The sequence below is a fragment of the Streptomyces sp. NPDC046915 genome, from assembly GCF_040644935.1.
GTDB lineage: Bacteria > Actinomycetota > Actinomycetes > Streptomycetales > Streptomycetaceae > Streptomyces.
In genome coordinates this window covers 52,938-76,216 of the sequence record NZ_JBEYXB010000007.1, presented here as the reverse complement: position 1 = coordinate 76,216, position 23,279 = coordinate 52,938, and the positions used below count along the sequence as shown (strand labels likewise).

Annotated in this window: 20 protein-coding genes; 10 read left to right on the top strand and 10 right to left on the bottom strand. The window is 72.0% G+C overall.

Annotation, left to right across the window (positions count from 1 at the left end; all coding sequences use genetic code 11):
- The first annotated feature begins 346 nt into the window (after window positions 1–346).
- From ABZ915_RS19340 to ABZ915_RS19325, 4 genes are read left to right on the top strand one after another with little or no spacing between them, the layout of a single operon-like run.
- A complete protein-coding gene (locus tag ABZ915_RS19340; RefSeq protein ID WP_361804077.1) occupies window positions 347–1,168 on the top strand; it encodes a glycosyltransferase family 2 protein in 822 nt (273 codons plus the stop codon).
- Window positions 1,165–2,208 (top strand): glycosyltransferase family 2 protein, encoded by a 1,044-nt coding sequence (locus tag ABZ915_RS19335; RefSeq protein WP_361804074.1) that lies wholly within the window; start codon window positions 1,165–1,167, stop codon window positions 2,206–2,208. Before ABZ915_RS19340 ends, ABZ915_RS19335 begins: the two co-directional genes overlap by 4 nt.
- A complete protein-coding gene (locus ABZ915_RS19330; RefSeq protein ID WP_361804071.1) occupies window positions 2,205–3,005 on the top strand; it encodes a polysaccharide deacetylase family protein in 801 nt (266 codons plus the stop codon). Before ABZ915_RS19335 ends, ABZ915_RS19330 begins: the two co-directional genes overlap by 4 nt.
- Window positions 2,998–6,777, top strand: a complete 3,780-nt coding sequence (locus ABZ915_RS19325) for a lipopolysaccharide biosynthesis protein (protein ID WP_361804068.1) — start codon at window positions 2,998–3,000, stop codon at window positions 6,775–6,777. The genes ABZ915_RS19330 and ABZ915_RS19325 overlap by 8 nt, the downstream gene beginning before the upstream one ends.
- A 30-nt stretch (window positions 6,778–6,807) precedes the next feature.
- Here ABZ915_RS19325 and ABZ915_RS19320 read toward each other — a convergent pair whose 3' ends face one another.
- Window positions 6,808–8,229 carry a xylan 1,4-beta-xylosidase gene (locus ABZ915_RS19320; RefSeq protein WP_361804065.1) on the bottom strand — a complete coding sequence of 474 codons (1,422 nt, stop codon included), beginning with the start codon at window positions 8,227–8,229 and terminating at the stop codon, window positions 6,808–6,810.
- A gap of 132 nt (window positions 8,230–8,361) precedes the next feature.
- On the opposite strand from ABZ915_RS19320, the gene ABZ915_RS19315 reads away from it, so the two are divergent.
- Together ABZ915_RS19315 and ABZ915_RS19310 are read left to right on the top strand one after the other, a co-directional pair.
- Complete coding sequence (locus tag ABZ915_RS19315; protein WP_361804062.1) at window positions 8,362–9,471, top strand: DUF5925 domain-containing protein; 1,110 nt, start codon at window positions 8,362–8,364, stop codon at window positions 9,469–9,471.
- A 15-nt stretch (window positions 9,472–9,486) separates the two neighbouring features.
- A complete protein-coding gene (locus tag ABZ915_RS19310; RefSeq protein ID WP_361804059.1) occupies window positions 9,487–10,257 on the top strand; it encodes a DUF72 domain-containing protein in 771 nt (256 codons plus the stop codon).
- 127 nt (window positions 10,258–10,384) lie between these two features.
- On the opposite strand, the gene ABZ915_RS19305 is transcribed toward ABZ915_RS19310, so the two are convergent.
- Window positions 10,385–10,756 (bottom strand): GntR family transcriptional regulator, encoded by a 372-nt coding sequence (locus ABZ915_RS19305; RefSeq protein WP_361804056.1) that lies wholly within the window; start codon window positions 10,754–10,756, stop codon window positions 10,385–10,387.
- A 71-nt stretch (window positions 10,757–10,827) separates the two neighbouring features.
- On the opposite strand from ABZ915_RS19305, the gene ABZ915_RS19300 reads away from it, so the two are divergent.
- Window positions 10,828–11,757, top strand: coding sequence for a GNAT family N-acetyltransferase (locus ABZ915_RS19300; protein WP_361804053.1), 930 nt, complete (start codon window positions 10,828–10,830; stop codon window positions 11,755–11,757).
- Window positions 11,738–12,238: a DUF402 domain-containing protein gene (locus ABZ915_RS19295; protein WP_361804050.1), complete on the top strand. Its 501-nt coding sequence runs from the start codon at window positions 11,738–11,740 to the stop codon at window positions 12,236–12,238. Before ABZ915_RS19300 ends, ABZ915_RS19295 begins: the two co-directional genes overlap by 20 nt.
- 14 nt (window positions 12,239–12,252) lie before the next feature.
- Here the strand turns inward: ABZ915_RS19295 and ABZ915_RS19290 are convergent, their stop codons facing one another.
- Window positions 12,253–12,867: a class I SAM-dependent methyltransferase gene (locus ABZ915_RS19290; RefSeq protein WP_361804047.1), complete on the bottom strand. Its 615-nt coding sequence runs from the start codon at window positions 12,865–12,867 to the stop codon at window positions 12,253–12,255.
- Window positions 12,868–13,005: 138 nt separating this feature from the next.
- Here ABZ915_RS19290 and ABZ915_RS19285 point away from each other — a divergent pair, with 138 nt between their 5' ends.
- Entirely contained in the window at window positions 13,006–13,140 is a 135-nt protein-coding gene (locus tag ABZ915_RS19285; protein ID WP_361804044.1) for a hypothetical protein, read from the top strand.
- 167 nt (window positions 13,141–13,307) lie between these two features.
- On the opposite strand, the gene ABZ915_RS19280 is transcribed toward ABZ915_RS19285, so the two are convergent.
- Both ABZ915_RS19280 and ABZ915_RS19275 read right to left on the bottom strand, forming a co-directional pair.
- Window positions 13,308–14,177 (bottom strand): alpha/beta fold hydrolase, encoded by an 870-nt coding sequence (locus ABZ915_RS19280; protein ID WP_361804042.1) that lies wholly within the window; start codon window positions 14,175–14,177, stop codon window positions 13,308–13,310.
- A 170-nt stretch (window positions 14,178–14,347) separates the two neighbouring features.
- Window positions 14,348–14,794: a MarR family winged helix-turn-helix transcriptional regulator gene (locus ABZ915_RS19275; RefSeq protein ID WP_361804039.1), complete on the bottom strand. Its 447-nt coding sequence runs from the start codon at window positions 14,792–14,794 to the stop codon at window positions 14,348–14,350.
- A 141-nt stretch (window positions 14,795–14,935) separates the two neighbouring features.
- On the opposite strand from ABZ915_RS19275, the gene ABZ915_RS19270 reads away from it, so the two are divergent.
- Window positions 14,936–15,310, top strand: a complete 375-nt coding sequence (locus ABZ915_RS19270) for a cupin domain-containing protein (RefSeq protein ID WP_361804036.1) — start codon at window positions 14,936–14,938, stop codon at window positions 15,308–15,310.
- Here the strand turns inward: ABZ915_RS19270 and ABZ915_RS19265 are convergent.
- The 5 genes from ABZ915_RS19265 to ABZ915_RS19245 form a co-directional block, all read right to left on the bottom strand.
- Window positions 15,288–16,280 (bottom strand): hypothetical protein, encoded by a 993-nt coding sequence (locus ABZ915_RS19265; RefSeq protein WP_361804033.1) that lies wholly within the window; start codon window positions 16,278–16,280, stop codon window positions 15,288–15,290. The genes ABZ915_RS19270 and ABZ915_RS19265 overlap by 23 nt on opposite strands.
- Window positions 16,277–19,726, bottom strand: coding sequence for a DNA polymerase III subunit alpha (locus tag ABZ915_RS19260; RefSeq protein ID WP_361804030.1), 3,450 nt, complete (start codon window positions 19,724–19,726; stop codon window positions 16,277–16,279). Before ABZ915_RS19260 ends, ABZ915_RS19265 begins: the two co-directional genes overlap by 4 nt.
- A 188-nt stretch (window positions 19,727–19,914) precedes the next feature.
- Complete coding sequence (locus tag ABZ915_RS19255; RefSeq protein ID WP_361804027.1) at window positions 19,915–20,994, bottom strand: S1 family peptidase; 1,080 nt, start codon at window positions 20,992–20,994, stop codon at window positions 19,915–19,917.
- Window positions 20,995–21,324: 330 nt separating this feature from the next.
- Window positions 21,325–22,224 (bottom strand): S1 family peptidase, encoded by a 900-nt coding sequence (locus tag ABZ915_RS19250; RefSeq protein ID WP_361804024.1) that lies wholly within the window; start codon window positions 22,222–22,224, stop codon window positions 21,325–21,327.
- Window positions 22,225–22,482: 258 nt separating this feature from the next.
- Window positions 22,483–23,265, bottom strand: a complete 783-nt coding sequence (locus ABZ915_RS19245; RefSeq protein ID WP_361804021.1) for a DUF1684 domain-containing protein — start codon at window positions 23,263–23,265, stop codon at window positions 22,483–22,485.
- Window positions 23,266–23,279: the final 14 nt, after the last annotated feature.

Sequence of the window (23,279 nt, the reverse complement as noted above, 5' to 3'; positions counted from 1 at the left end):
ACGTGAGGCTTCGGTCCAGGCCTTGCCATACGGGTTCAATCGTCAATACCGTCAGACATCTCACCCGCATCGGTCCGTCGACAACGGCTCCAGGGGAGGGCTCAGGGCCACGGCGTTCCGGCGCGGGGCGCGGTAGGGGGGTGCCGTGCTCGGTGACCGCATTGGGTGACCGGGCCGTGCCGCGCGACCGGCGGCCGCTTGGCGGCAGGCCGGCCAGCTTTGCCAGCTCACCCGCGTGCTCGGAGATCCGTTCGCCGTGCCGTGAGTGAGAACCCCCCTTTCGAACCGGACACAGAGCGGGCCGCCCAGGGGCGGGCGGCCCACCGGACGAGAGGGAAGCCAGCTCATGAGTTCCGTTCTTCACCCGCCCAATTCGGGTAAAGATCCTTTCATCGCCGCCACATACCGGCCCGTCTCCTCTCACCTGGCCATCGCGCCGCCGGTGAGCGTGGTGATTCCGGCCATGAACGAGGCGGAGAATCTCCCGTACGTCTTCAAGACGCTGCCGGACTGGATACACGAGGTCGTTCTCGTGGACGGCAATTCCACGGACGACACCGTCGAGGTCGCGCGTGGACTGTGGCCGAAGGTCAAGGTCGTCGAACAGCGGGGCAAGGGCAAGGGGGATGCCCTGATCACCGGGTTCGAGGCGTGCACCGGCGACATCATCGTGATGGTCGACGCGGACGGCTCCGCCGACGGGCAGGAGATCGTCAGCTATGTCTCCGCGCTGGTCTCCGGCGCGGACTTCGCCAAGGGTTCGCGCTTCGCCAACGGCGGCGGCACGGACGACATGACCTTCATCCGCAAGCTCGGCAACCGGGTGCTGTGCGCGGTCGTCAACCGCAAGTTCGGCGCGCGCTACACCGACCTCTGCTACGGGTACAACGCGTTCTGGCGGCACTGCCTGGACAAGATCGACCTCGACTGCACCGGCTTCGAGGTCGAGACCCTGATGAACATCCGGGTGGTCAAGGCGGGGCTGAAGGTGCAGGAGATCCCGAGCCACGAGTACCTCCGCATCCACGGCACGAGCAATCTGCGGGCCGTCCGGGACGGGCTGCGGGTGCTCAGGGTGATCCTGAGGGAGCGCTCCAACCGCCGTGCCCTGCGCCGCATGGCCCAGCACTCGCCGATGCTGAACACCGGGCAGGGAGAGGCGCCTTGAGCGATCCCGACATCTCCGTCGTGATCTGCGTGTACACCGAGGACCGCTGGGAGGACATCCTCGCGGCGGTCTCCTCGGTGCGCGCGCAGTCGTGTCCGGCGCTGGAGACGCTCCTGGTCGTCGACCACAATCCGGTGCTCCTGGACCGGCTGGCCAGGGAGTACAAGGAGGCCGGTGACGTGCGGGTGCTCGCCAACGCGGGCCCCCGCGGCCTGTCCGCGGGCCGCAACACCGGCATCTCCGCCTCCCACGGCGAGGTGATCGCCTTCCTCGACGACGACGCCGTGGCCGAGCGGGACTGGCTGCGGCGGTTCGCCGAGGGGTACGCCGATCCCCGGGTGATGGCCGTCGGCGGCCGTACGGAGCCGGTGTGGGCGTCGGGGCGGCGCCCCGCCTGGTTCCCGGAGGAGTTCGACTGGGTGGTCGGCTGCACCTACCGCGGTCTGCCGGCCGGGCGGGTCCGGGTGCGCAACGTCCTGGGCGGAAACGCTTCTTTCCGGCGTACGGCCTTCGACGCGGCGGGCGGCTTCGCCACCGGCATCGGCCGGGACGGCGACCGGCGCCCGCTGGGCTGCGAGGAGACCGAGCTGTGCATCCGGCTCAGCCGCGCCCGGCCCGACGCGGTCCTGCTGATCGACGACCGGGCGGTGATCCACCACAAGGTGCCCGGGGCGCGCGAGCACTTCGCCTACTTCCGCACCCGCGCCTACGCCGAGGGCCTCTCCAAGGCCCTGGTCGCCCGCAGCGTCGGCGCCGGCAAGGGGCTGGAGTCGGAACGCCGGTACGCCACCCGGGTGCTGCCCGCGGGGGTCGCCCGCGGCCTGCGGGACGCCCTGCTGGCCCGCCCCGGCGGCGCGGGCCGGGCGGGCGCGATCGTCGCCGGGGTGCTCACGGCGGCGGGCGGTTACGTGGTGGGGAGCGTGCGGGCGCGGCGGGGCGGCACCGTGTTCTCCGTCGTACGGATCGAAAAATCCGAGGGCGTACCGACCGGCGGGGGCGGCGGGGTTCGCGCCGACGGGGACGAAGGGGGCCGCGCATGACGGACGCACCCGTGCCGATCCTCATGTACCACTCGGTCGCGACCGCGCCGAACGACGCCACCCGGGACCTGTCGGTCGCGCCGGAGGCGTTCGCGGCGCAGATGGCGATGGCCGGCGATCTGGGGCTCACCCCGGTCGGTACCGCGGAGCTGGCGGCGAGTTGGCGGTCGGGGCGGCCACTGCCCGCGCGCCCGGTTCTGATCACCTTCGACGACGGCTACGAGGGCGTCCACCGGCACGCCCTGCCCGTGCTCGCCAAGCACGGCTTCACGGCCACGCTGTTCGTCTCGACGGGCTGGATCCGGGGCGCGTACGACACCGGGGGCGGTCTGGACACCATGCTGGACTGGGACCAGGTACGGGAACTCGCGGACGCGGGCGTGGAGATCGGGGGGCACAGCCACACCCATCCGCAGCTCGACCAGCTCGACGACGACACACTGCGCTCCGAGCTGGTCCGCTGCAAGGAGATCGTCGCCGGTGAACTGGGCACCGTGCCCGCCTCCTTCGCCTATCCCTACGGCTACTCCAGCCGCCGGGTGCGCCGGGCCGTGCGCGCCGCCGGGTTCGCCCAGGCCCTCGCCGTCGGCAACGCGCTCGCCCGCCGCCGCCAGGGTCCGTACGCGCTGCGGCGGGTCACCGTGCGCCGCGGCACGGACGCGGAGGAGTTCGCGCGGCTGCTCGAAGGCCGTTCGATCGCCCGCACCTTCGCCCGGGACCGTGCCCTCACCAAGGGGTACGCCGTTGTCCGCAGAGCCCGCCAGGTCCGCCGGAAGGCCAGCCGTTCCCGTGTCTGACACGACCACCACCGAGGCCGCGACCACCGCCACCGAGGCGCCCGAGCAGCCGGGGCGCCGTCTCCGCCTGCCAGGGCGCGGCCGGTCCCCGGGCGGCAACCAGCTGTTCCGCAACGCCTACGCGCTGATGCTCAACACCGGCATCTCCGCGGTCCTGGGCCTGGGCTACTGGCTGGTGGCCGCCCGCTACTACTCCGAGTCCGCGGTGGGTCAGGGCTCGGCAGCGATCGCCGCGATGAAACTCCTCGCCGGCCTGACCGCGGTGACCCTGACGGGCGCCCTGGCCCGGTTCATCCCGGTGTCGGGCCGCTCCACCGGACGCCTCATCGCCCGTACGTACCTGGCGAGTTCGGTCGTCGTGGCGTTCGCGGCCGGGGTCTTCCTGCTGACCCTCGACACCTGGGGGCCGTCGTACCGGTTCCTGCACGGGACCGTCAAGGGACTCGGCTTCATCATGGCCATCGCCGCCTGGAACCTGCTCACCCTCCAGGACGGCGTGCTGACCGGTCTGCGCAGCGCGCCCTGGGTGCCGGCCGGCAACACGGTGTTCTCCGCGGTGAAGCTGGCGCTGCTGGTCTCACTCGCCGCCACGATGCCGACGACCGGCGTCTTCGCCTCCTGGGTGCTGGCCATCGCCACCTCCGTGGTGCCGCTCGGCCTGCTGGTCTTCCGGCGGCTGGTCCCCCGGCACGTGAAGGCGACCGAAGGGCTCACCGAGCCGCCCTCGGTGAAGGAGATCGGCAGATTCCTCGCCGGGGACTACACCGGCTCGCTGTTCTCCCTCGCCGTGGTCTACCTGGTCCCGGTGATCATCGCCGCGCAGGTCAGCTCCGAGGACAACGCGTACTTCTACATCACCACCACCATCGGCGGCACGGTCAACCTGCTCGCCATCAACATGGGCGCCTCCCTGACCGTCGAGGGCTCGCACGAGCCGGGGCGACTGGCCGCCAACACCCGGGCGGCGCTGAAGCGGATGGCGCGGATCATGCTGCCGATCTGCGGGCTGCTGTTCCTCGGAGCACCGTGGATCCTCGGCGTCTTCGGCGCGGGGTACGCGCACGCGGCGACCCCGCTGCTGCGCTGGTTCGCGGTCGGCGCGCTGCTGCGCGTGGTGATGGAGACCTACTTCGCGGTGCTGCGCGCGCAGAGCCGCACCGCCGGACTGGCCTGGTTGCAGGGCCTGCTGTGCGTGCTGGTGCTCGGGCTGACTCTGCTGCTGCTCCCCCGCATGGGCCTCACCGGCGCGGGCGTGGCCGAGATCTCCTCCCTCGCGGTGATCGTGGCGATCGCGGCGCCGAAGCTGTTCAGGACCGTCAGGGCCGCGCCGGACACCGTCCCCGAGGCGGCGGCGCCGGACGGGGACCTCGCCGACCTGGGGGCGCGCGAGGTCCCCGCCACGTCCGAGCCGCGCAGGCGGGGACCGGCCTGGGCGCTGGACGCCGACACCCTCGCGCTCGGCATCCACGTCGACTTCGACCACCAGGAACGCCGCCCCGACGTGCGACCCGGACCGGGTACCCCGCCGACCGGCACACCGGTGGTGCGCGCCGGCCACCGGCCGGCCTGGGCGCTGCTGCCGAGGGAGTGGGAGAGAGAGCCGGGCGCGGAGGCGTCGCTGGGTCCCGCCGAGGCCTCGCTGCTGCGGGAGATCGAGGCGGAGGCGGCGGTGGTCGCGCCGTCCGCACCGGCACCGGCTCCCCCACCGCCGGCCGTACCGGAACCGCCGCGGCCACCGCGCCCGCTCCGGGAACGCCTCCGGCCCACCCGCACCGGTGTCCTCCTCGGCTGCCTGCTGATCGCCGCGCTCCTGCTGTACTGGGTGCCGGCACTGCGGCTCGACGAGGCCGCCCTGGACGGGATGGGCGGGCTCGGTCTGGTCTCCGTACTGCCGCTGCCGACGCTGGTCGGCGCGGCGCTGCTGGTGGTGGTGTTCGCGGCGCTGCTCCGGCCGGCCCGCGAGCACCGGGCGCTGCTGCTGGTGACGCTGCTGGCGACGGTGGTGTCCCTGCACGCGCTGCCCGCCGTGATCGAGACCGAGCCGCGGTTCGCGACGGCCTGGCAGCACCTGGGGTTCATCGACTACGTCGACCGCACCGGGTCGGCCGTACCGGACCTGGACGCCCGCTGGAGCTGGCCGGGCTTCTTCGCGGCGGCCGCGTTCATCGGCCGGGCCTGCGGCATCACCGACTTCACGGAGGTCATCCGCTGGTGGCCGCTGGCCATCCAACTCGCCTACCTGGCCCCGATGTTCCTGCTGACCCGCTCGCTGCGGGCGAGCTGGCGGGCCAAGTGGACCGGCGTGTGGGTGTTCGTGCTCAGCGGCTGGGTCGGCCAGGACTACTTCTCCCCGCAGGGCTTCACCTATCTGCTGTACCTCGTGTTCGTGGCGGTCCTCCTGGTCTGGTTCCGCGCCCCGCACGCCCTGTGGGGCAGGTTCCGCCCCGGCGAGGCGGAGGTCGAGCCAGCCGACCGGCGGCAGCGGGCCGTGCTGCTCATGGTGCTGATCGGCCTGTACGCGGCGAGCGTCCCGGCGCACCAGCTCACCCCGTTCGTGATGCTCGGTGTGCTCGCGGCGCTGGTGCTGATCGGCAAGTCGGAACTGCGCGGGCTGCCCATGCTGTTCGCGGTGCTGGTCGCGGTGTGGGTCGGTTTCATGGCCGAGCCGTACTGGTCCGGGCACTTCGACGAGCTGTTCGGCGGGGTCGGCGGGGTCGGCAGCAATGTGTCGACGTCCGTGTCCGGTCGTATCCAGGGCGGCGACCCGACGCACAAGCTGGTCCTGTACGCACGGGTGCTGCTGGCCGGCGGGGTGATGGCGTTCGCCTGTCTCGGCTGGTTGCGCCGCCGCTGGAACAGGTACCGCGAGCGGTCGCTGCTGGTGCTCACCTTCGTGCCGTTCCTGGGCTTCGGCATGCAGTCGTACGGCGGTGAGATGGCCCTGCGTGTCTTCATGTTCGCCCTGCCCGGTGCCGGTCTGCTGGCCGGTCTCGCCCTCTTCCCGCGCACCGGCGCCACCGCGGGGGAACGCGAGAAGGACCGCGGCCGCCTGGCCCCGCTCGCGGCGCTGCTGGCGGGTCTGCTGCTCATGGGCGGCTTCCTGGTGGCCCGCTGGGGCAACGAGGCGTTCGAGCGGATCCGGCCCGGCGAGGTTGCGGCCATGGACTACGTGTACGCCCACGACCGGCCGACGGTGCGCCTGCTGTGGCTGAGCAACGACACGGTGAACAACGTGACGCCGGCGATGCCGTGGGGCGCGAAGGACATGGAGCGCGTGAACTACGTACCGACGCTGGCACCGACCGATCCGGTGCTGGTGTCGGGCCTGGTCAAGGCGCTCAAGGACGCGGGGCCCCACTCGTATCTGATGATCAACAAGAGCCAGGTCACGTACTTGCGGATGGACGTGGGCTACCCGGCGGCCTGGGAGTCCCGGCTGATCCGCAACCTCGACGACCGGCAGGAGCTGACGAGGGTCCTGGCCAACGACGACGTGACCATGTACGCGCTGCGCAAGCAGCCCGCGGGCAAGGTGCCGAAGCCGGCTCCCGGACCGATCGGACCGCAGGTGACCTGGACCCCGTGGTCGGTGGTCGGGGCCCTCGCCGCCGTCGCCCTGATGCTGATGCTCACCGCGCGCGAGGTGGTCCGGGTCGCGGTGCGGCCCGGGGTGCGGCAACTGCGGTGGCTACAGGGCAGTTTCTGGTTCTCGCTGCCGCTGCTCGCGGTGCTGCTGGCCTCGCTGGTGCAGCGGTTCACGACGATGAAGTGACGGCGAAGTGAGCCGCGTGGCTCGTCCGGCTCACCGGGCGAGCCACTTCACCTCGTACGCCCGCATGTCGAACCGCTTCCCGTCGACCTTCGCGCTGATCGGCCGGTCCAGGGTGTTGACCACCAGGACGGCCTTGTCGGTGGCGAGGACGCGCACGTTGGGCACGTCGTCCGGGGCGACGGAGACGGTCTCGTACCTGCTCCCCGGCGGGAAGGCCTTCCCGAACCGCTCGACGAGGCCGTACATGGGAAGCTCCGCGCCGCCGCCGGAGGTGTCGGTCGGTGTCCACAGGCAGCCGGGGCAGTCGGTCCCCTTCTCCTCCTCCGGGTTCCAGTAGAAGCCGGAGCCGGCGCCGCCCCTGACCATGGCGATCATGCCGGTGGCCTGGACGGCGACCCGGTGCTGTTCGGACCAGCCCGAACGGTCGTCGTTGCCGTCGGCGGGCTCGACGTAGTACTCGGCCCACCACAGCGGCAGGTCGTGGGTCTGCCGCCGCACCCACTCGCTGACGGCGGTGAGTTTGTCGGTCGCCGCGAACTCGTTCGGCAGCAGGTCGTCGTCCTTGGTGTAGCTGGAGCCGTCGACCACCACGAAGTCGGCGCCGGCCTTGTGCGCGTTCCAGTAGGTGAAGGCGTCCAGGACCCGCTGGTCCATGGCGCCCCAGGCGCCCCGCAGGGCGGTGGAGGCGTCCTGCTTCTGGCGGGGGTCGACGCTGTCCATGACGAGGTACGGGCCGCCGACCATGATGTCCGGGTTCACCTTCTTCAGCGCCTTGTAGACCAGGTTGTACAGCCGGGTGTACCCCTCGTAGTCCCAGCGGCCCGCGGCGTTGTTCCAGAAGCCCTTGAACTCGTTCCAGACGATGAAGTGGCGCACGTCCGGATAGCGTTCGGCGACGGTCGCGGCGAGGTCGGCGAAGTCCTGGTAATGGGCGGGGGCCGGGGCGGTCTCCAGGGCGGACCGGCTCCAGTCGGTGTTGCCGACGCCCGCCTTGCCGCCCTTCATCCAGTCCGGTGAGCAGCACAGTGTGATCACCGGGGTGCCGCCGGAGGCGCGGACGAAGTCGATGCGCCGGTCCATCGCCGTGAAGTCGTAACGGCCCTTGACCGGCTCGGGGTTGTCGGCGCCCCAGCCCATGATGTGCTGGTTCTGCGGCAGCCCGCCCTTCTCCGAGAGCCGCGCCGCCACGCGCTTCGTCGCCGCCCCGCTGCCCTCGTCGGCGCTGTACTGGGTGTGGGTGAAGCCCCAGCCCACATACGGCTCCGGCCGCTGCGCCGGGGTGGCCGGAGTGCCGTGCACCTTGTCGCCGTCGCGCGAGGTCCCCACGGTGCTCCCGCTCCCGGGAAGCGTGTTGATCAGGGACACCACCAGGGCCAGAGCGGCCACACCCACACCGAGCAGGGCGGTGAGCCGCCACCGCCGAGAATACGAATTCCACCCATGACGTCCCATCAAGGACAACAGTAGGAGGTGAAAGGGCTCCGGGGGCAGATATCCCGCAGAGCACCGTTTTGTAACCGGACGGAGGGGGCGGCGCGGTGGAAACCGGGTGCGTCCGGCGGTCCTGTGCCGGATCATGGCGGCATGTCTGCGAACCCACACGACGCTCTGCCGATCCGGCTCAACGTCGACGACTCCGACTCGCCGTCCGACGTCGTCGACGCGCTGTTCCTCGGCCGCTTCGCGACGGGCGAGCAACCGTACGCGCACGCCGCCAACATCGACCGCGTCCGCTCCGGCGTGAGCCTGCTGCCCCGTGAGGCCCGCGTCCTGCGCGTCGCCCGCGACGACGACCGCAGCGCGACCCTCGCCGAGGGCGACGGCTGGACCCTGCTGGTCTCCCGCTGGAACCGGGGCGCGGACGTCACGGTGACCGCGACCAGCGCCGACCTCGCGGCGAAGGTGCTGAACGAGGCGACGGACGGCGCGGCCGACGAGCCGGAACCGCAGCCGGAGAACGTGACGATGGGTTTCTGGTACGTCTCCCCCAGGCGTGGTCCGCACCGCACCACCCGCCAGATCTCCGCGGGCACCTGGGAGGAGATCCGCGCCAACTACACCGCACCGGTGGCCGAGGCGATGGACCACCTGATGAAGACCACCCCGGAGGACATCGCGGGCCGTCTGCTGCTGCTCCACGGCCCGCCCGGCACCGGCAAGACCTCGGCGCTGCGCACGCTCGCCCGCTCCTGGCGGGACTGGTGCCAGGTGGACTGCGTGCTCGACCCGGAGCGGCTCTTCTCCGACGTCGGCTATCTGATGGACATCGCGATCGGCGAGGAGGACTCGGCGGGCAAGGGCCGTTGGCGGCTGCTCCTGCTGGAGGACTGCGACGAGCTGATCCGCGGCGAGGCCAAGCACACGGCCGGCCAGGCCCTGTCCCGGCTGCTGAACCTGACCGACGGCCTGCTCGGCCAGGGCCGCAACGTCCTGGTGGGCGTCACCACCAACGAGGACCTGGAGCGCCTGCACCCGGCGGTGGTCCGGCCCGGCCGCTGCCTCGCCCGTATCGAGGTCGGCAGGCTGACCCGTCAGGAGTCGGTGGCCTGGCTCGGCGCCGAGGCCGGCGACCAGGAGGACGCCGTGGGCCGGGACGGGGCGACGCTGGCGGAGCTGTACGCGCTGCGCCGGGGCACGTCACCGACCTCGGTGCCGGGGGCGCGGGACGGGGCGGACGCGGGGCTGTACCTGTAGTGCTTTGATGGACGTATGACCCTGTTCGTCGGTACCTCGGGGTGGCAGTACAAGGACTGGCGGGACCTCGTCTACCCGGCCGGGGTCCCGACGCGGCTGTGGCTGGAGGAGTACACCCGGCTCTTCGCCACGGTGGAGATCAACAACGCGTTCTACCGGCTGCCGTCGCGGGAGACCTTCGAGTCCTGGCGGGACCGGGTGCCGCCGGACTTCGTGGTCGCGGTCAAGGCCAGCCGCTACCTCACCCACATCAAGCGCCTGAAGGATCCCGAGGAGCCGGTGCACCGCCTGATGTCCCACGCGGCGGGCCTCGGTGACCGCCTGGGCCCGGTCCTGCTCCAACTCCCGCCGACCCTGCGCGCCGACCCGGACCTGCTGGACGCCTGCCTCGCCCGCTTCCCCTCCGGCACGCGGGTCGCGGTCGAGCCGCGCCACGACTCCTGGTGGACGCCCCAGGTCCGCCGGGTGCTGGAGTCCCGGGGCGCCGCCCTGTGCTGGGCCGACGTCCTGGCCCGCCCGGTGACCCCGCTCTGGCGCACCGCCGGCTGGGGGTACGTCCGTTTCCACGAGGGCCGCGCCCAGCCGTGGCCCCGCTACGGCCGGCGCTCCCTGGAAACGTGGGTCGACCGCATCGCCACCACCTGGTCCGACGCCGAGGTCGTGTACGCGTACTTCAACAACGATCCCGGCGGCGCGGCGGTGGCGGACGCGGTGACCTTCGCCCGGACGGCGACGAAAGCGGGCCGGACGGTGACCCGCGCCCCGGAGCTGACGGCACATCGCTGACCCTTCCGGTCCGCCGCCCGTTTCACGCGCGCCTTCGCCACCCCGCGCCTTCGTCACGCCGCGAATTTCTCTCCGCCGCAACGGCGCTCAGCCACAACAACGGCTCCCGGCGGTGCCGAACTACCCCTCACCCCTCCCCATAAGCCGCCCGCAGGGCATCCCGCACGGCGGCGAGCGCCGCGGCCTCGTCCAGCCCGAGCCTGCGCACCCGCTCCACGTAGGCCTGAGCGGCCGACGCCGCTTCCCGGACCGCCGCCGAGCCCGCGGCAGCGACGAACGTTCCGTTGCGGCCCCGCGTCTCGATCACCCCGTCCGTCTCCAGCGCCCGGTACGCCTTGGCCACCGTGTTCACCGCGAGCCCCAGCGACTCGGCCAGCCCGCGCACGGTCGGCAGCCTGTATCCCACCGGCAGTTCACCGGACCGGGCCTGCTCGGAGATCTGCGCCCGCACCTGCTCGTACGGCGGCGCGCTGTCGTCGATGTGGATCTTCAAGGTCACGGGCCGATTCTCTCGTACCCGCCGGAAAATGAGAGGCATCCGGGCGCGGCTGCCGCATACCGTGCGGCTCCATGACAGTGATCGTGCGCGACCTGCGTCCCGACGTCCGGGCCGATGCCGAGGGCTTCGCCCACGTCCGGCGGCTCGCACTCCCCTTCTTCCTGGTCACCCCCGATTCCATCGCCTACGACCTCACCCACGCCCACCCCGACGGCCACTACCGCCCGTTCGTCGCCGAGGAGGACGGCGAGATCATCGGCACGGCCCAGGTCGGCATCGTCCACGACAGTCCGGAGCCCGGGATGGGCTACGTGAACGTGTACACGCACCCCGGGCGGACGCGTCGCGGCGCGGGCTCGCTCCTGGTCCGGGCCGCCGAGGAGCACCTGGCCGAGCACGGGGCGAAGAAGCTGTTCGCGTGGGTGCTGGACGAGCCCGGGAGCCGCGTCTTCGCCGAGCGGCACGGCTATCGCGCGAGCCGCTCCGCGCACTTCCTCCGGCTGGACCTGGCGCACGGCACCCTGCCGCCGCTCGCGGAACTCCCGCCGGGCGTCGAACTCCGTACCGGGGCCGACTTCGCGGACGATCCGCGGCCGCTGTTCGAGCTGGACGCGGAGACGATGTCCGACGAGCCGAGCGACATCGCCTACGAGTTCACGGACTACGAGGCCTGGCTCGAAGAGACCTGGCACCACCCGCTCATCAGCCGCGAACTGACCTCGGTGGCCGTGGTGGAGGGCCGCCCCGCCGCCTTCAGCGTGGCCCGCACGGACGGCGGCACCCGCTACGGCACCGTCATGACCGGCACCGCGCGCGCCTTCCGCGGCCGGGGCCTGGCCAAGCTGGCCAAGAACGACTCCCTGCACCGGGCCCGCGCGGCCGGGTTCACCGAGGCGTTCACCGGCAACGACACCGGCAACGGCCCGATGCTGGCGATCAACAAGTGGTTCGGGTACGAGGTCTGCGCGACGGAGGTGCGTCATGTCCGCGAACTCGGCTGACGGGGCAACCGTGGTGGAGGTCGTGCTCGTCAAGGGCGGCCGGACGAAGATCCGTTACGAGGGTGAGCTGATCGGGGACGACGGCACCCGTGTCGCCGTACGGGCCCCTTGGGCGGGTGCCGGGGTCCGAGACTTCGGCTTCGTGCGCTTCGAGCCCGGTGACGTCTTCACCGAGTACTACTGGCGGGACCGCTGGTACGCGGTGAAGGAGGTCCGGGCCGCGGACGGCGGTGTGAAGGGCTGGTACTGCGACATCACCCGCCCGGCGGTCGTCTCCGGTACGGAGCTGGTCGTCGAGGACCTCGATCTGGACCTGTGGCGCTCCGCCGACGGCGGCGACGTACGACGGCTGGACGAGGACGAGTTCGCCGGGAGCGGACTGGCGGAGCGGGACCCGCGGGCCGCCGCGGCGGCCTTGGCCGCGCTCGACGAACTGGAGGCCCTGGCCCACGGGGGCGGCTTCGACGCCCTGCTGGCCTGAGGCCCGCCAACGGCTCACAGCATCGCCACCACCGCGTACCGCTCGTCGTCGACCTCCTTCCCCCACAGCGCCGTGTCCTCCGACAGCCGCTCCACGCGCACCTGCCCGGCGACCGGCTCCAGCAGACCGACGAGCCGGTCCGCGGCTATGCCGGCCGGTGAGGCCGTCCCCCACACGCCCTCCACCAGCACGAACCGTCCCCCCGGTCGCAGCAGCCCGCGCCAGTGCCGCAGCACGCGGGCCGGGTCGGGCAGCGCCCACAGCACGTGCCGTACCAGCACGACGTCGAAGCGCTGCTCCCCGACCGGGGGTGCCGCCGCATCACCGAGCAGGAACACCGCGTCACGGCCGGCCAGCTTGGCGCGGGCCAGCTCCACCATCGGCGGGGAGAGGTCGACCCCGGTGACGCGGTGCCCCCGCTCGGCGGCGAGCAGCGAGAGGCTGCCGGTGCCGCAGCCGAGGTCCAGGACGTCGGCGGGGCGGCCCGGGAGCCACGCCTCGAGCCGGGCGGCCCAGGCGGCCCGGACCCGCGGGTCGCGCAGACCGTGGTCCGCCTCCTCGTCGAAGCCGGCGGCCTCGGCGTCCCAGTCGACACCCACCGCGCTCGTGTCATCACTCCTGTTTGCCATGGCGCAAGAGTGACACCCGCCACTGACATCCGAATCGTGACAGCCGCCACTGACAGACCCCGACCGATGAGGAACTCTCCCCGAAAGGGTCTACCTCCGTGACAACACGGAACTCGGTAGGCGCTGAAGGAGGCCACCATGCGCCGCGTAACCGTGCACAAGCCCCTGAAGAGGCCCGACGCCCGCCGCGTCCACGACGAGTCCGAGGAGCGCCCCGCGGGCCGCCCCGAGGTGCGCAGGGACATCGCCCGCACATGGTGGCCGGACAGCTGACCCGCCGCGGTACCTACCTGAGCGCAGCCTCAGCGTTTCCTTAACGCGAGCATAAAGATCGTCGGAACCCGCCTTCAGCAGGCGATTTCACGGTCCCGTGGGGCTAGTTTCGGATTGCCCCCACGGGACCTGTCCGGCGGCTCAGGCCGGACAAGCCCCGGTGGTGGTCAGCTGAACGCCGACGCGCAGGTCGTGGCGGTGGCATGGGCGGGGTCGAGGGCGTTGGCGACCTCGTGGAAGGCGATGCGGTCGAAGAGTCCGATCGCCACGTGTTCGGAGAGGTCGAGCGAGCACAGGTCCTGGAGCAGGACGTTGGTGACGTCCGAGCCGCTCAGGTACTGGCTGCGCCAGGGCGTGGCCACCTCGTCGTACTTGGTGGCGATGACCGTGTACCGCACTCCGGGGACGGTGTCGCCGCCCGCGTTGAGCTTGGTGAGGAAGTCGGACCCGGGCATCTGGTCCGCGAGGCCGGGGGTGGTGGCCTTGAGCAGGTCCGCGGCGCCGGGGAAATACGCCAGCAGGTTGGTGAGGCCGCTCAGCGTGGCGCCGTGGTTGTCGGGGGCGAGGCCGACGAGGGCGTTCACCTTGGCGGCTCCGCCGAGGAACTTGAGGTAGTAGCGGGGCATCATGCCGCCCTGCGAGTGGCCGACGAGGTCGGCCTTGGCCGCGCCGGTCGCGGCGAGCACCTTGTCGACGAAGCCGGAGAGCTGCTCCGCCGACTTGTCGATGGGACCGAGCCCGTGGAAGACGGGGACGCCGGGCAGCTGTCCGTAGTCGAGGGAGTAGACGCAGTACCCCCGGTGCTCCAGGTACGGCGCGAGGGACAGCCAGTTGTCGATGGAGTTCCCCAGCGTGCCGTGGACCAGGACGACAGGGCGGGGATGCGCGGCGGACGGCTTGCAGGAGTAGTCGTTCCAGCCACTTGTCGAGGTCGCTGTCGCGGTCGAGGCGTGGGCGGTGGCGGCGGGGACGACGGCGACGGCGGCGGTCAGGAGCAGCGCGGCCAGGGGTCTGAGCACTCGCTTCCAGGGCAGCATCGGGTGATCTCCTTGCGGCTCAAGGGAGTTCGACGGCCTTACGCCCTGTGATCCGGATCACGGGATGCTGTTCACTCGTCAAGTTACGGACGAGTAGCAGATGTGTGAAGTTACGCGTCAGTAAAAACTTCCAGTGATAGTCGGCGGTCCACTCGACTTCAAGCGGGCCGTCACCAGGCAGGCCTGATCGGACCGTAGGGCGCGATACGCACCAAACCATCACGCAACACGCGAACTTCCCCCTCACCCAGCAGTTCGGCCCACTCGCCCACGACCTCGGCGGCAGCCGCCTCCGCCGCCCGGGTGCAGGCCCACCCCAGCTCGGTCAGCACGATCAGCCGCGCCCGCGCGTCCCCCGGATGTGGCCGCCGTTCGGCGTACCCCTTGCGCACGATCTCCTCGACGAGCTGGCTGGCGGCCTGCTTGGTGACCCCCAGATGCGCGGCGAGCTCGGTGACCGTCGCCCCGTCCGGGGCGAGCCTGGTGAAGGCGAAGCCGTGCGCGGGCCGCACCCCCTCGAAACCCCGGGCCACGACGCCGTCGTTGATGCGTTGCGTGAGGTCGCCGGCGACGGCGAGCAGGGCGGCGGACAGGGCCATGGCTTCGGAGTTCTGCACGGAGGAATTCAAACACCCTTGACGAAATGGTCAAGTAGCTTGACCATAGAGGCGGATAGTCAAGCTACTTGACCAGTTTGGATCCAGCCGATCCAGCCGATACCACCGTTCCAGCCGATCCAGAGGATTCAGAGGACACCCATGCCCGTCATCCGTTCGTCCGAGGCCACCACCCACGAGATCCACGGCGCCCGCTTCGTCTCGTACGCCACCCCGCTCACCGGCGCCAAGGAGCTGTGTGCCTGGCGGGGCGAGATACCCGCGGGGACGAAGGCCCCTGCCCACACCGTCAACCGCGAGGAGATCTTCCACCTGCTCATCGGCGAACTGCTCATCACCCTCGACGGCCACTCCGAGCGGATCACGGCCGGCGACACCGTGATCGTCAACGCCGGCACGACCCTCGCCGTCGAGAACCCCACCGATCACACCGCGCTCTCCTGGGTCACCACCTCCGTCGGTCTGGAGGCCGAGTTGGCCGACGGCACGCGCATCACGCCGCCCTGGGCCAACTGACCGCCAGCGTCCCCGGCATCACGGCCCGGGGTCCGAACTTGGCTCGCACGCGGTCCGCGACCTCCTCGATGCGGCGGACCTTCTCGTCCACGGGGTCGAAGGTGAGCTGGCAGGGGGCCTGGTCGGCGGGGGTGAGGCCCTCGGCGCGCAGGGTGAGGGAGCGGACCCGGGCGCGCTGGAGGCCGAGGGCCTCGTACATGCCGTACGCCGTCCTGGTCAGCGCCGCGGAGTGCGCGGTCGGCTCCTTGAGGGTGCGGCTGCGGGTCGTCGAGGTGCGGTCGGCGTAGCGCACGGTGAGGGTCAGGGTGTGGCAGACCTTCTCCAGGGCGCGCAGCCGGGTGCCCAGTTCGTCGGCGGCGGACAGGAGCGCCCTGCGGTGGCGGTCCGGGTCCAGCTCGTCCAGCCGGAAGGGGCGTTCGGCGGCCAGGGAACGGGAGACCGCGTTCGGGACCACCCGGCCGCGGTCGATCCCGTTCGCCTTCTCGTGCAGGTCGCGGCCCGCCTTCGCACCGACCAGCCGCTGGAGCGTGGACAGGGGTGCGGCGGCGACCCGGCCCAGGGTGTCGAGGCCGTACTCGCCCAGGGTGCGGGCGGTGGCGGTGCCGACGCCGGGGAGTGCGGCCACGGGGCGGTCGGCGAGGAACTCCCTGACGGCGTCCTGGTCCGCGTCGACCGCGCGGGTCGTCCCGGGCCGTGCCTCGCGCAGTGCCATGCGGGCCAGCAGTGGGCCCGGCCCGGCGCCGATCGCACAGTCGACGCCGTACAGCGCGAGAGCCCGGACCCGGATCACCGCCGCCAGCTCGACGGCGTCGCGCCCGAAGTAGCGCTCCGCGCCGCGCAGATCGGCGAGGGCCCCGTCCGGGGGCAGGGCCTCGACGACCGGGGTGAACTCCTCCAGCAACCCGAGCAGCCCGGACAGGGCCGCCTCGTCCGTCGCCGGCAGCTGGAAACGTACGCAGAGAATCGTCATCCCGCACTCCCCGGACTCTGGTGCCACAGCTTCTTCCCACCCGCCGGGCCCTCGCCCGCGGGACGCAGATCGGCCCAGGGGTGCATCTCGTACCCCGTGGGCATGCGGATCGTCCGGCCCTCGGCCGCGTCCGCGTGCCGCTGGGGAACGGGTTCCGCCAGCCGTGCGGCCACCTCGTCGAGGCCGCCCTCGGCACGCAGTTCGACCAGCTCGGCCAGGTTCCAGGCCGCCGAGCCCACCACGCTGAGGCTGCGCGGGCCGCGCCGCTGCACCACTCCGCGCACCAGCAGCAGCCAGGAGTGGAAGACGGTGTGCGCGCAGGCGTCGTGGGAGTCGTCGAAGAAGGCCAGGTCGACCAGGCCGGTGCCGTCGTCCAGTGTGCTGAAGATGACCCGCTTGCCGGACCGGATCGGCGGGGTCTGGGTGGCCGCCTTGGCGCCCGCGACCAGTACCGTCTCACCGTGCCGCGCCTCGCGCAGCCGGCGTGCCGAGACCACGCCCAGCTCCTGGAGGAACTCCCGGTGGTCGTCCATCAGGTTGCGCGAGGCGTCCATGGACAGCACGCCCAGCTCGGCGCTGAGCCGTTCCTCCGAGGTGAGGTCGGGCAGCCCGGCCGGGGCGGTCTTCCGCCCGCCGGCCAGGGGGAGTTGGCCGCCGCCCGCGCCCCGGGCTCCCCGGTGCAGCTCGGACAGGTGCAGTTGCAGGTCGCGCCGGTTGGCGCCGAAGGCGTCCAGCGCGCCGACCTGGGCCAGCCGCTGGGCCAGCGGCCTGCTCGGACGGGCCCGTTCCCAGAAGTCCAGCAGCGAGGCGTACGGCTGCCCGTCGGCGATCCGCCTCGCCTCGGCCTCGCTGATGCCGTGCACGTCGGAGAGGGCCAACCGCAGCCCCCACACCCTTGATTCAGACACCAGTTCGATCCGGTGGGCGACCCCCGACACGTTCACGTCCAGCGGCAGCACCGGCACCCCGCGCCGCCGCGCGTCCGCCAGCAGCAGCCGCTTGGGGTACATCCCGGGGTCGTGGGTGAGCAGCCCCGCGTAGAAGGCGGCCGGGTGATGCGCCTTCAGCCAGGCCGACTGGTACGTCGGTACGGCGAAGGCGACCGCGTGCGCCTTGCAGAAGCCGTAGGAGCCGAAGGCCTCGATGATCTCCCAGGTCCGCTGAATCGTTTCCGCGTCATAACCGTTCGCCGCCGCGTGCTGCGCGAACCAGAACCTGATCCGCCCCTGCGACTCCGGATCCGACAGCCCGCGCCGCACCCGGTCCGCCTCGCCGCGCCCGCAGCCGGTCATGATGCCGACGATGTCGATGATCTGCTCGTGGAAGACGACGACCCCGTACGTCTCCTTCAGCGGCCGTTCCAGGTCCGGGTGCGGATAGCGGATGGGCGCCCGCCCGTGCCGGGCCTCGATGAACGGCCGCACCATGTCGGCGGCGACCGGACCGGGCCGGAAGAGGGAGATGTCGACGACGAGATCGTGGAACGTGGCCGGCTGGAGCCGTCCCACCAGGTCCCGCTGGCCCGGCGACTCGATCTGGAAGCAGCCCAGCGTCTCGGTGGAGCGGATGAGCCGGTACGTCGCCGGGTCGCCGGGCGGCACTCCGTCCAGGTCCACCTCGGCGCCCGTCGCCCGCTTCACCTCCGCGACCGCGTGCGCCATCGCCGACTGCATCCGCACGCCCAGCACGTCCAGTTTGAGCAGGCCGAGGTCCTCCACGTCGTCCTTGTCGAACTGCGACATGGGGAAGCCCTCGCCGCTGGTCGGCATGACCGGTGTACGGGCCAGGAGGGAGGCGTCGGAGAGGAGCACTCCGCAGGGGTGCATGGCGACTCCGCGCGGGAGGGCGTCGAGGGCCTCGACCAGCTCCCACAGCTTCCCGTACTTCTCCCGCTCCCCAGCCAGTTCCCTGAGCTCGGGCAGCTCCTCGAGGGCCGCGCGGGCGTCGCGCGCCCGGATGTGCGGGAAGGACTTGGCGACGCGGTCGATCTCGGCCGGGTCCATGGACAGGGCCGCGCCCACGTCCCGGATCGCGTGGCGGACCCGGTACGTCTCCGGCATCGCGACCGTCGCGACCCGCTCGCCGCCGAACCGGTCGATGATCGCCCGGTAGACCTCAAGGCGGCGCGCGGACTCCACGTCGACGTCGATGTCCGGCAGCACGACCCGCTCCTTGGACAGGAAGCGTTCCATCAGCAGCCCGTGCTCGACCGGGTCGGCGTGCGCGATGCCGAGCAGGTGGTTGACCAGGGAGCCCGCGCCGGAACCGCGCGCGGCGACCCGGATGCCCATCTCCCGTACGTCGTCCACCACTTGGGCGACGGTCAGGAAGTACGAGGCGAACCCGTGGTGGGCGATGATGTCCAGCTCCCGGTGCATCCGCTCCCAGTAGGCGCGCCGGGTGTCGTAGCCGCGCAGCACCATGCCCGCCGCGGCCCGCGAGGCCAGCGCCCGCTGGGCGGTGCGGCGGCCGGCGCCGACCAGGTGCGGCTCGGGGAAGTGGACGGTGCCGATGCCGAGGTCGTCCTCGGGGTCGACCAGGCACTCCGCGGCCGTCGCCCGGGTCTGCTCCAGCAGGCGGTGGGCGGCCTCGCGCCGGTAGCCCGCGGCCTCCACGACCCGCTCGGCCACGCGCAGCATCGCCTCCGCGTCCTTCAGCCAGGCCTCCCCCGAGTCCAGCTCCTTGGTGGGGTCGACGGGGACCAGGCGGCGGGCGGCGTCCAGGACGTCGGCGACCGGGCCCTGACCGGGGTCGGCGTACCGGACGGCATTGCTGAGCACCGGCCGGATCCGCTGCTCGGCGGCGAAGCCGACGGTGCGGGCGGCCAGGCGCAGGGAGCCGGGACCGGTGCCCTCGCGGCCGTGCCAGACGGTCTCCAGGCGCAGGGCGTCGCCATAGACCTCGCGCCAGGGCACGAGGAGCTTCGCGGCCCGGTCGGGACGGCCCGCGGCGAGGGCGCGGCCGACGTCGGAGGCGGGGCCGAGCAGGACGGTCAGGCCGTCGGCGTGGTTGTCGGGCCAGGGCAGCAGCGGGGTGCCCTCGGCGGTGTGGGCGGCGGTGACCAGCCGGCACAGGTCGGCCCAGCCACGGGCGCCGTCCCGGGCGAGGAAGGTCACCCGGGGTGTCGACTCGTCGATGAAGGCACCGCCGCGGACGGGGGTGCGGCGGCGCTCCGTCGCCACGACGGCGTCCCGGCGCCCGGCACCGTCCCGCCCCACCCGTTCTTCTGGTTCCCCCACCGCCAGCTCCACGCCGAACAGCGGGCGGACGCCCGCCCTGGCGCAGGCCTTGGTGAAGCGGACCGCGCCGGCGAGGGTGTCGCGGTCGGTGAGGGCGAGGGTGTCCATGCCCCGTTCGGAGGCGCGCTCGGCCAGCCGCTCCGGGTGCGAGGCGCCGTAGCGCAGGGAGAACCCGGAGACGGTGTGCAGATGCGTGAAACCCGGCACACGCACCTCCCGCACTCGTGAGCCCCGACCGGCTCTCGAACATCAGTTCCCTACTCCCACCCCCACCATACCCCTATCCCCGAACAAGTGTGCGACATACGTTCCGGCGCGTCCCACCTGCGCAAACACGGAAAGTCCCGCCCCTCGCGCGCGGGGGCGGGACTTCCGGGGGTCGTGCGCTCGGCGGATCAGCCGATCTGGGCGCCCGTGGCCGACAGCGCCTCCGTGACCGGCTGGAAGAACGTCTCGCCGCCGGCGGTGCAGTCGCCGCTGCCGCCGGAGGTCAGGCCGATCGCGTCGCTGCCCGAGAAGAGCGAGCCGCCGCTGTCACCGGGCTCGGCGCACACGTCGGTCTGGATGAGGCCGCTGACGGTGCCCTCCGAGTAGTTCACGGTGGCGTTCAGACCGGTGACCGTGCCGGAGTGCACCTGGGTGGTCGACCCGCTGCGGGTGACCTTCATGCCGACGGTGGCCTCGGCCGCGCCGGTGATCTTCTGGGCGGAGCCGTTGTAGAGGTCGACCTCGCTCGGGTGGTCGGTGCCCGAGGTGTACTTCACCAGGCCGAAGTCGTTGCCCGGGAAGCTGGACCGCTCGTTCTTGCCGATCACGGCGCCGGAGGAGTCCGACCAGGTGGAGATGGCCTCGGTGCAGTGCCCCGCGGTCAGGAAGTACGGCTGCCCGTCCTTGACCACGTTGAAGCCGAGCGAGCAGCGCCCGCCCGAGCCGGTGATCGCGTCGCCGCCCGCGAGGAAGGGCTTGAACTCCCCGGCGCTCCGCTTGAGTTCGGCCGTGCCGCCGAGTCCGTCGACCACCTTGGTGAGCTTGGCCCACTGCGCCCCGGAGACCGTCTTGTCGGCCGTGACGACGACCTTGTCGCCGACCGGGTCGGTGGCCCAGGAGGTGCCGGGGATGGTGGCGTCCTGCTTCAGCGTGGTGCGGGCGCCGTCGAGTTCGGCGAGGGAGTTCGCGACGACTCTCGCCTTGGCGCCGGCCGCCTCGACGGTTTTCGCGGCGGTCTCGTCGAGCACGTTCACGACGAGGCTCTTCGCCTTCGCGTCGTAGTACGTGCCCGCGGCGTCGGCGCCGAGGTCGCCGACGAGCGTGGTGGCGAGCTTTCCGGCCGCCGGGGCCGAAAGGGTCTGCGGCGCAGCGGTCTTCGCGGGTTCGCTGGCGTTCGCACTCTGGAAGGTGACTCCCGCGGCGACCAGTGCGGCGACGCCCGCGCCTGCCACGACCGCCCGCCGCCCGGGTATGCGTCGGTGCTTCAACTCGCGTCCTCCTGTGGGGGGATCGGTCCGGGGGTTGTGGGGAACCCGCGGACCGGAAGGCTGGTTGACGGGCGCCCACTCTTCCGAACCGCACAGGGAGCACACAAGGTCGACTTCAGGACGCGCGTACCAGGGAGCCGCGCGCCCCCTTCCCCCTCGACCGCCGACGGCCGCCCAGAGGAATTCGCACTGCAAACACTACGCGCGAGTAACCTTCAGCGGACAGTGACATCGAGCCGTGGCTTGTTTTCGCCCTTGCCACGCAAGGAGAAGCCCCCGCGCGCGGGTTCGCGTGCGGGGGCTTCTCCCGGGGCCGAACCGGAGGGACCGTCAGCCGACGCTCACGCCGTAGGCGCTCAGCGCCTCGGTGACCGGCTGGAAGAAGGTCGTACCGCCGGAGGAGCAGTCGCCGCTGCCGCCGGAGGTCAGACCGTAGGCCACGGAACCCCCGTACAGCGGGCCGCCGCTGTCGCCGCCCTCGGCGCAGACCGTGGTCTGGATCAGGCCGGAGACGATGTCACCGCTGCCGTAGTTGACGGTGGCGTTCAGCGCGGTGACCCGGCCGCTGTGGGTGCCGGTGGTGGAGCCGCGGCGGTACACCGTCGTGCCCACGGCCGGCGTGGCCGCGCTGGAGATGGTCTGGCTGCCGACCGCGCTCGGGTGCGCGATCGAGGAGTTGGTGTAGCGGACCAGCGCGTAGTCGTTGCCCGGGAAGCTGTAGCTGACGTTCGTGCCCAGGGTCGTGGTGTGACCGGAGTTGCTGTACCAGGTCGAGGCGACCTCACCGCAGTGGCCCGCGGTCAGGAAGTAGTACGTGCTCCCGCTGTGCACGTTGAAGCCGAGCGAGCAGCGGTAGGAGCCGCCGTAGATGGCGTCGCCGCCGCTGATCAGCTTGTTGAACTTGCCGGCGGTGTGCTTGATGGCCAGGGCACCGGCGTTGGCACCCGCCTGCCGCTTGATCTTGGCGATCTCGGCCTTGGAGACGGTGTTGTCGACGGTGACGACGACCCGGTTGGTCTTGCTGTCGACGGCCCAGGCCGTGCCGGGGATGTCCGCCTTGAGCACGGAACCGCTCGCCGTGCTGAGCTGGGCGGTGCTGAAGCTCTGGGCGTCGCTCGCGCTCGCGGTGGGGACGGCGACCGCGGCCGCGGCCACGAAGCCGGTGGTCACGGCGATCAGCCGGGTCCGTCTCGCGATGGGGCCGCGGGGGGTGTTGCGCTTGATCCTCACTTTTCGTTCCCTCCCAGGGGAAGTCGGGGGCCCGCGTGGGGTCGGGGCCCGTGAGGCGCAGCCAGGGAGTGTCGACGCCCGGATTCGGGCATGCCGTGCCCCTGACAAGCGCTGTGGGGGAGTATTCGGCCGAACGGCCGGTAGGCGCAAGGGCGCCTTTCGGCCGTGCGACTGTGTGCGATCTGTGTCGTCTGTGTGTGTTCTTGATGCGATTCAGGCGATTGACGCCCTGTCAGTTCCCCCCGAGGAGCGACGGGTTCAGAGCAGCCGCCGCTCCCCCGCCTCGACGGCGGCGTCCAGTGTGTTCCCCGGGGGCGGGAACGGGCACAGGAAGTGGTCGGCGAAGGCGCACGGCGGCAGCACGGCCCGGTTGAAGTCGACGGTGGTGCGACCGTCGGCGTCGGGGGCGGCCGGGTGCAGGAACCGGAACCGGTAACTGGTGTCGCCGCTGGTGGCGTCGGCGAACACCGCCCACAGCACACCGCTCGCCCGCCGCGCCACCCGGAGCGTCAGCTCCCGCCCGCCCAGGGCGAAGGCGAGCTCACCGGCGAGGCCGAGCCCGCGCTCGACCCCGTCCGCGCTCCCGACCCGGACGGTGCGCGTCCCGTCGTACGGCGTGAAGCGCCCCGGCACCGACCAGCGTGGGTCGTACGAGGTGGCGTCGATGCCCCGGAAGCTCCGGCGGGCCTCGGCGTCCGGGTCGTAGTCCCGGATTCCCCAGACCCCTTCACGTATCAGCACGACGAGCCGCCGACCGCCGAGCGCGACCCGGGACGACTCCTCCGGCCCGCCGTCGGCGGCCAGGTGTATCGCGCCGGAGAAGGGCCGGCCGTCCACGGTGAGGCCGTCGGCCCCGGTGGCGGTGAGCAGCACCGCGTCACCGTCCACGGCCCAGGTGCCCGGGATGTCCGGAAGTCGTCCCTCCGGATAGTCCTCGATCCAGTGCGTGCCGGTGAGCGCGAGCGGCCCGTGGGGCGCGGACACGGCGTCCACACGGTCCTCGTGCCACCGCTTCCAGTCGTCGGATGCGTCCGTCGTCATGCGCTCAAACCTTC

Coding starts and splice junctions, on each gene's coding strand:
- ABZ915_RS19280 (WP_361804042.1), bottom strand. CDS start 14,177: ATGCTGCCCTGGAAGCGAGTGCTCAGACCCCTGGCCGCGCTGCTCCTG.
- ABZ915_RS19340 (WP_361804077.1), top strand. CDS start 347: ATGAGTTCCGTTCTTCACCCGCCCAATTCGGGTAAAGATCCTTTCATC.
- ABZ915_RS19245 (WP_361804021.1), bottom strand. CDS start 23,265: ATGACGACGGACGCATCCGACGACTGGAAGCGGTGGCACGAGGACCGT.
- ABZ915_RS19285 (WP_361804044.1), top strand. CDS start 13,006: ATGCGCCGCGTAACCGTGCACAAGCCCCTGAAGAGGCCCGACGCCCGC.
- ABZ915_RS19270 (WP_361804036.1), top strand. CDS start 14,936: ATGCCCGTCATCCGTTCGTCCGAGGCCACCACCCACGAGATCCACGGC.
- ABZ915_RS19290 (WP_361804047.1), bottom strand. CDS start 12,867: ATGGCAAACAGGAGTGATGACACGAGCGCGGTGGGTGTCGACTGGGAC.
- ABZ915_RS19265 (WP_361804033.1), bottom strand. CDS start 16,280: ATGACGATTCTCTGCGTACGTTTCCAGCTGCCGGCGACGGACGAGGCG.
- ABZ915_RS19300 (WP_361804053.1), top strand. CDS start 10,828: ATGACAGTGATCGTGCGCGACCTGCGTCCCGACGTCCGGGCCGATGCC.
- ABZ915_RS19295 (WP_361804050.1), top strand. CDS start 11,738: ATGTCCGCGAACTCGGCTGACGGGGCAACCGTGGTGGAGGTCGTGCTC.
- ABZ915_RS19320 (WP_361804065.1), bottom strand. CDS start 8,229: ATGGGACGTCATGGGTGGAATTCGTATTCTCGGCGGTGGCGGCTCACC.
- ABZ915_RS19315 (WP_361804062.1), top strand. CDS start 8,362: ATGTCTGCGAACCCACACGACGCTCTGCCGATCCGGCTCAACGTCGAC.
- ABZ915_RS19310 (WP_361804059.1), top strand. CDS start 9,487: ATGACCCTGTTCGTCGGTACCTCGGGGTGGCAGTACAAGGACTGGCGG.
- ABZ915_RS19330 (WP_361804071.1), top strand. CDS start 2,205: ATGACGGACGCACCCGTGCCGATCCTCATGTACCACTCGGTCGCGACC.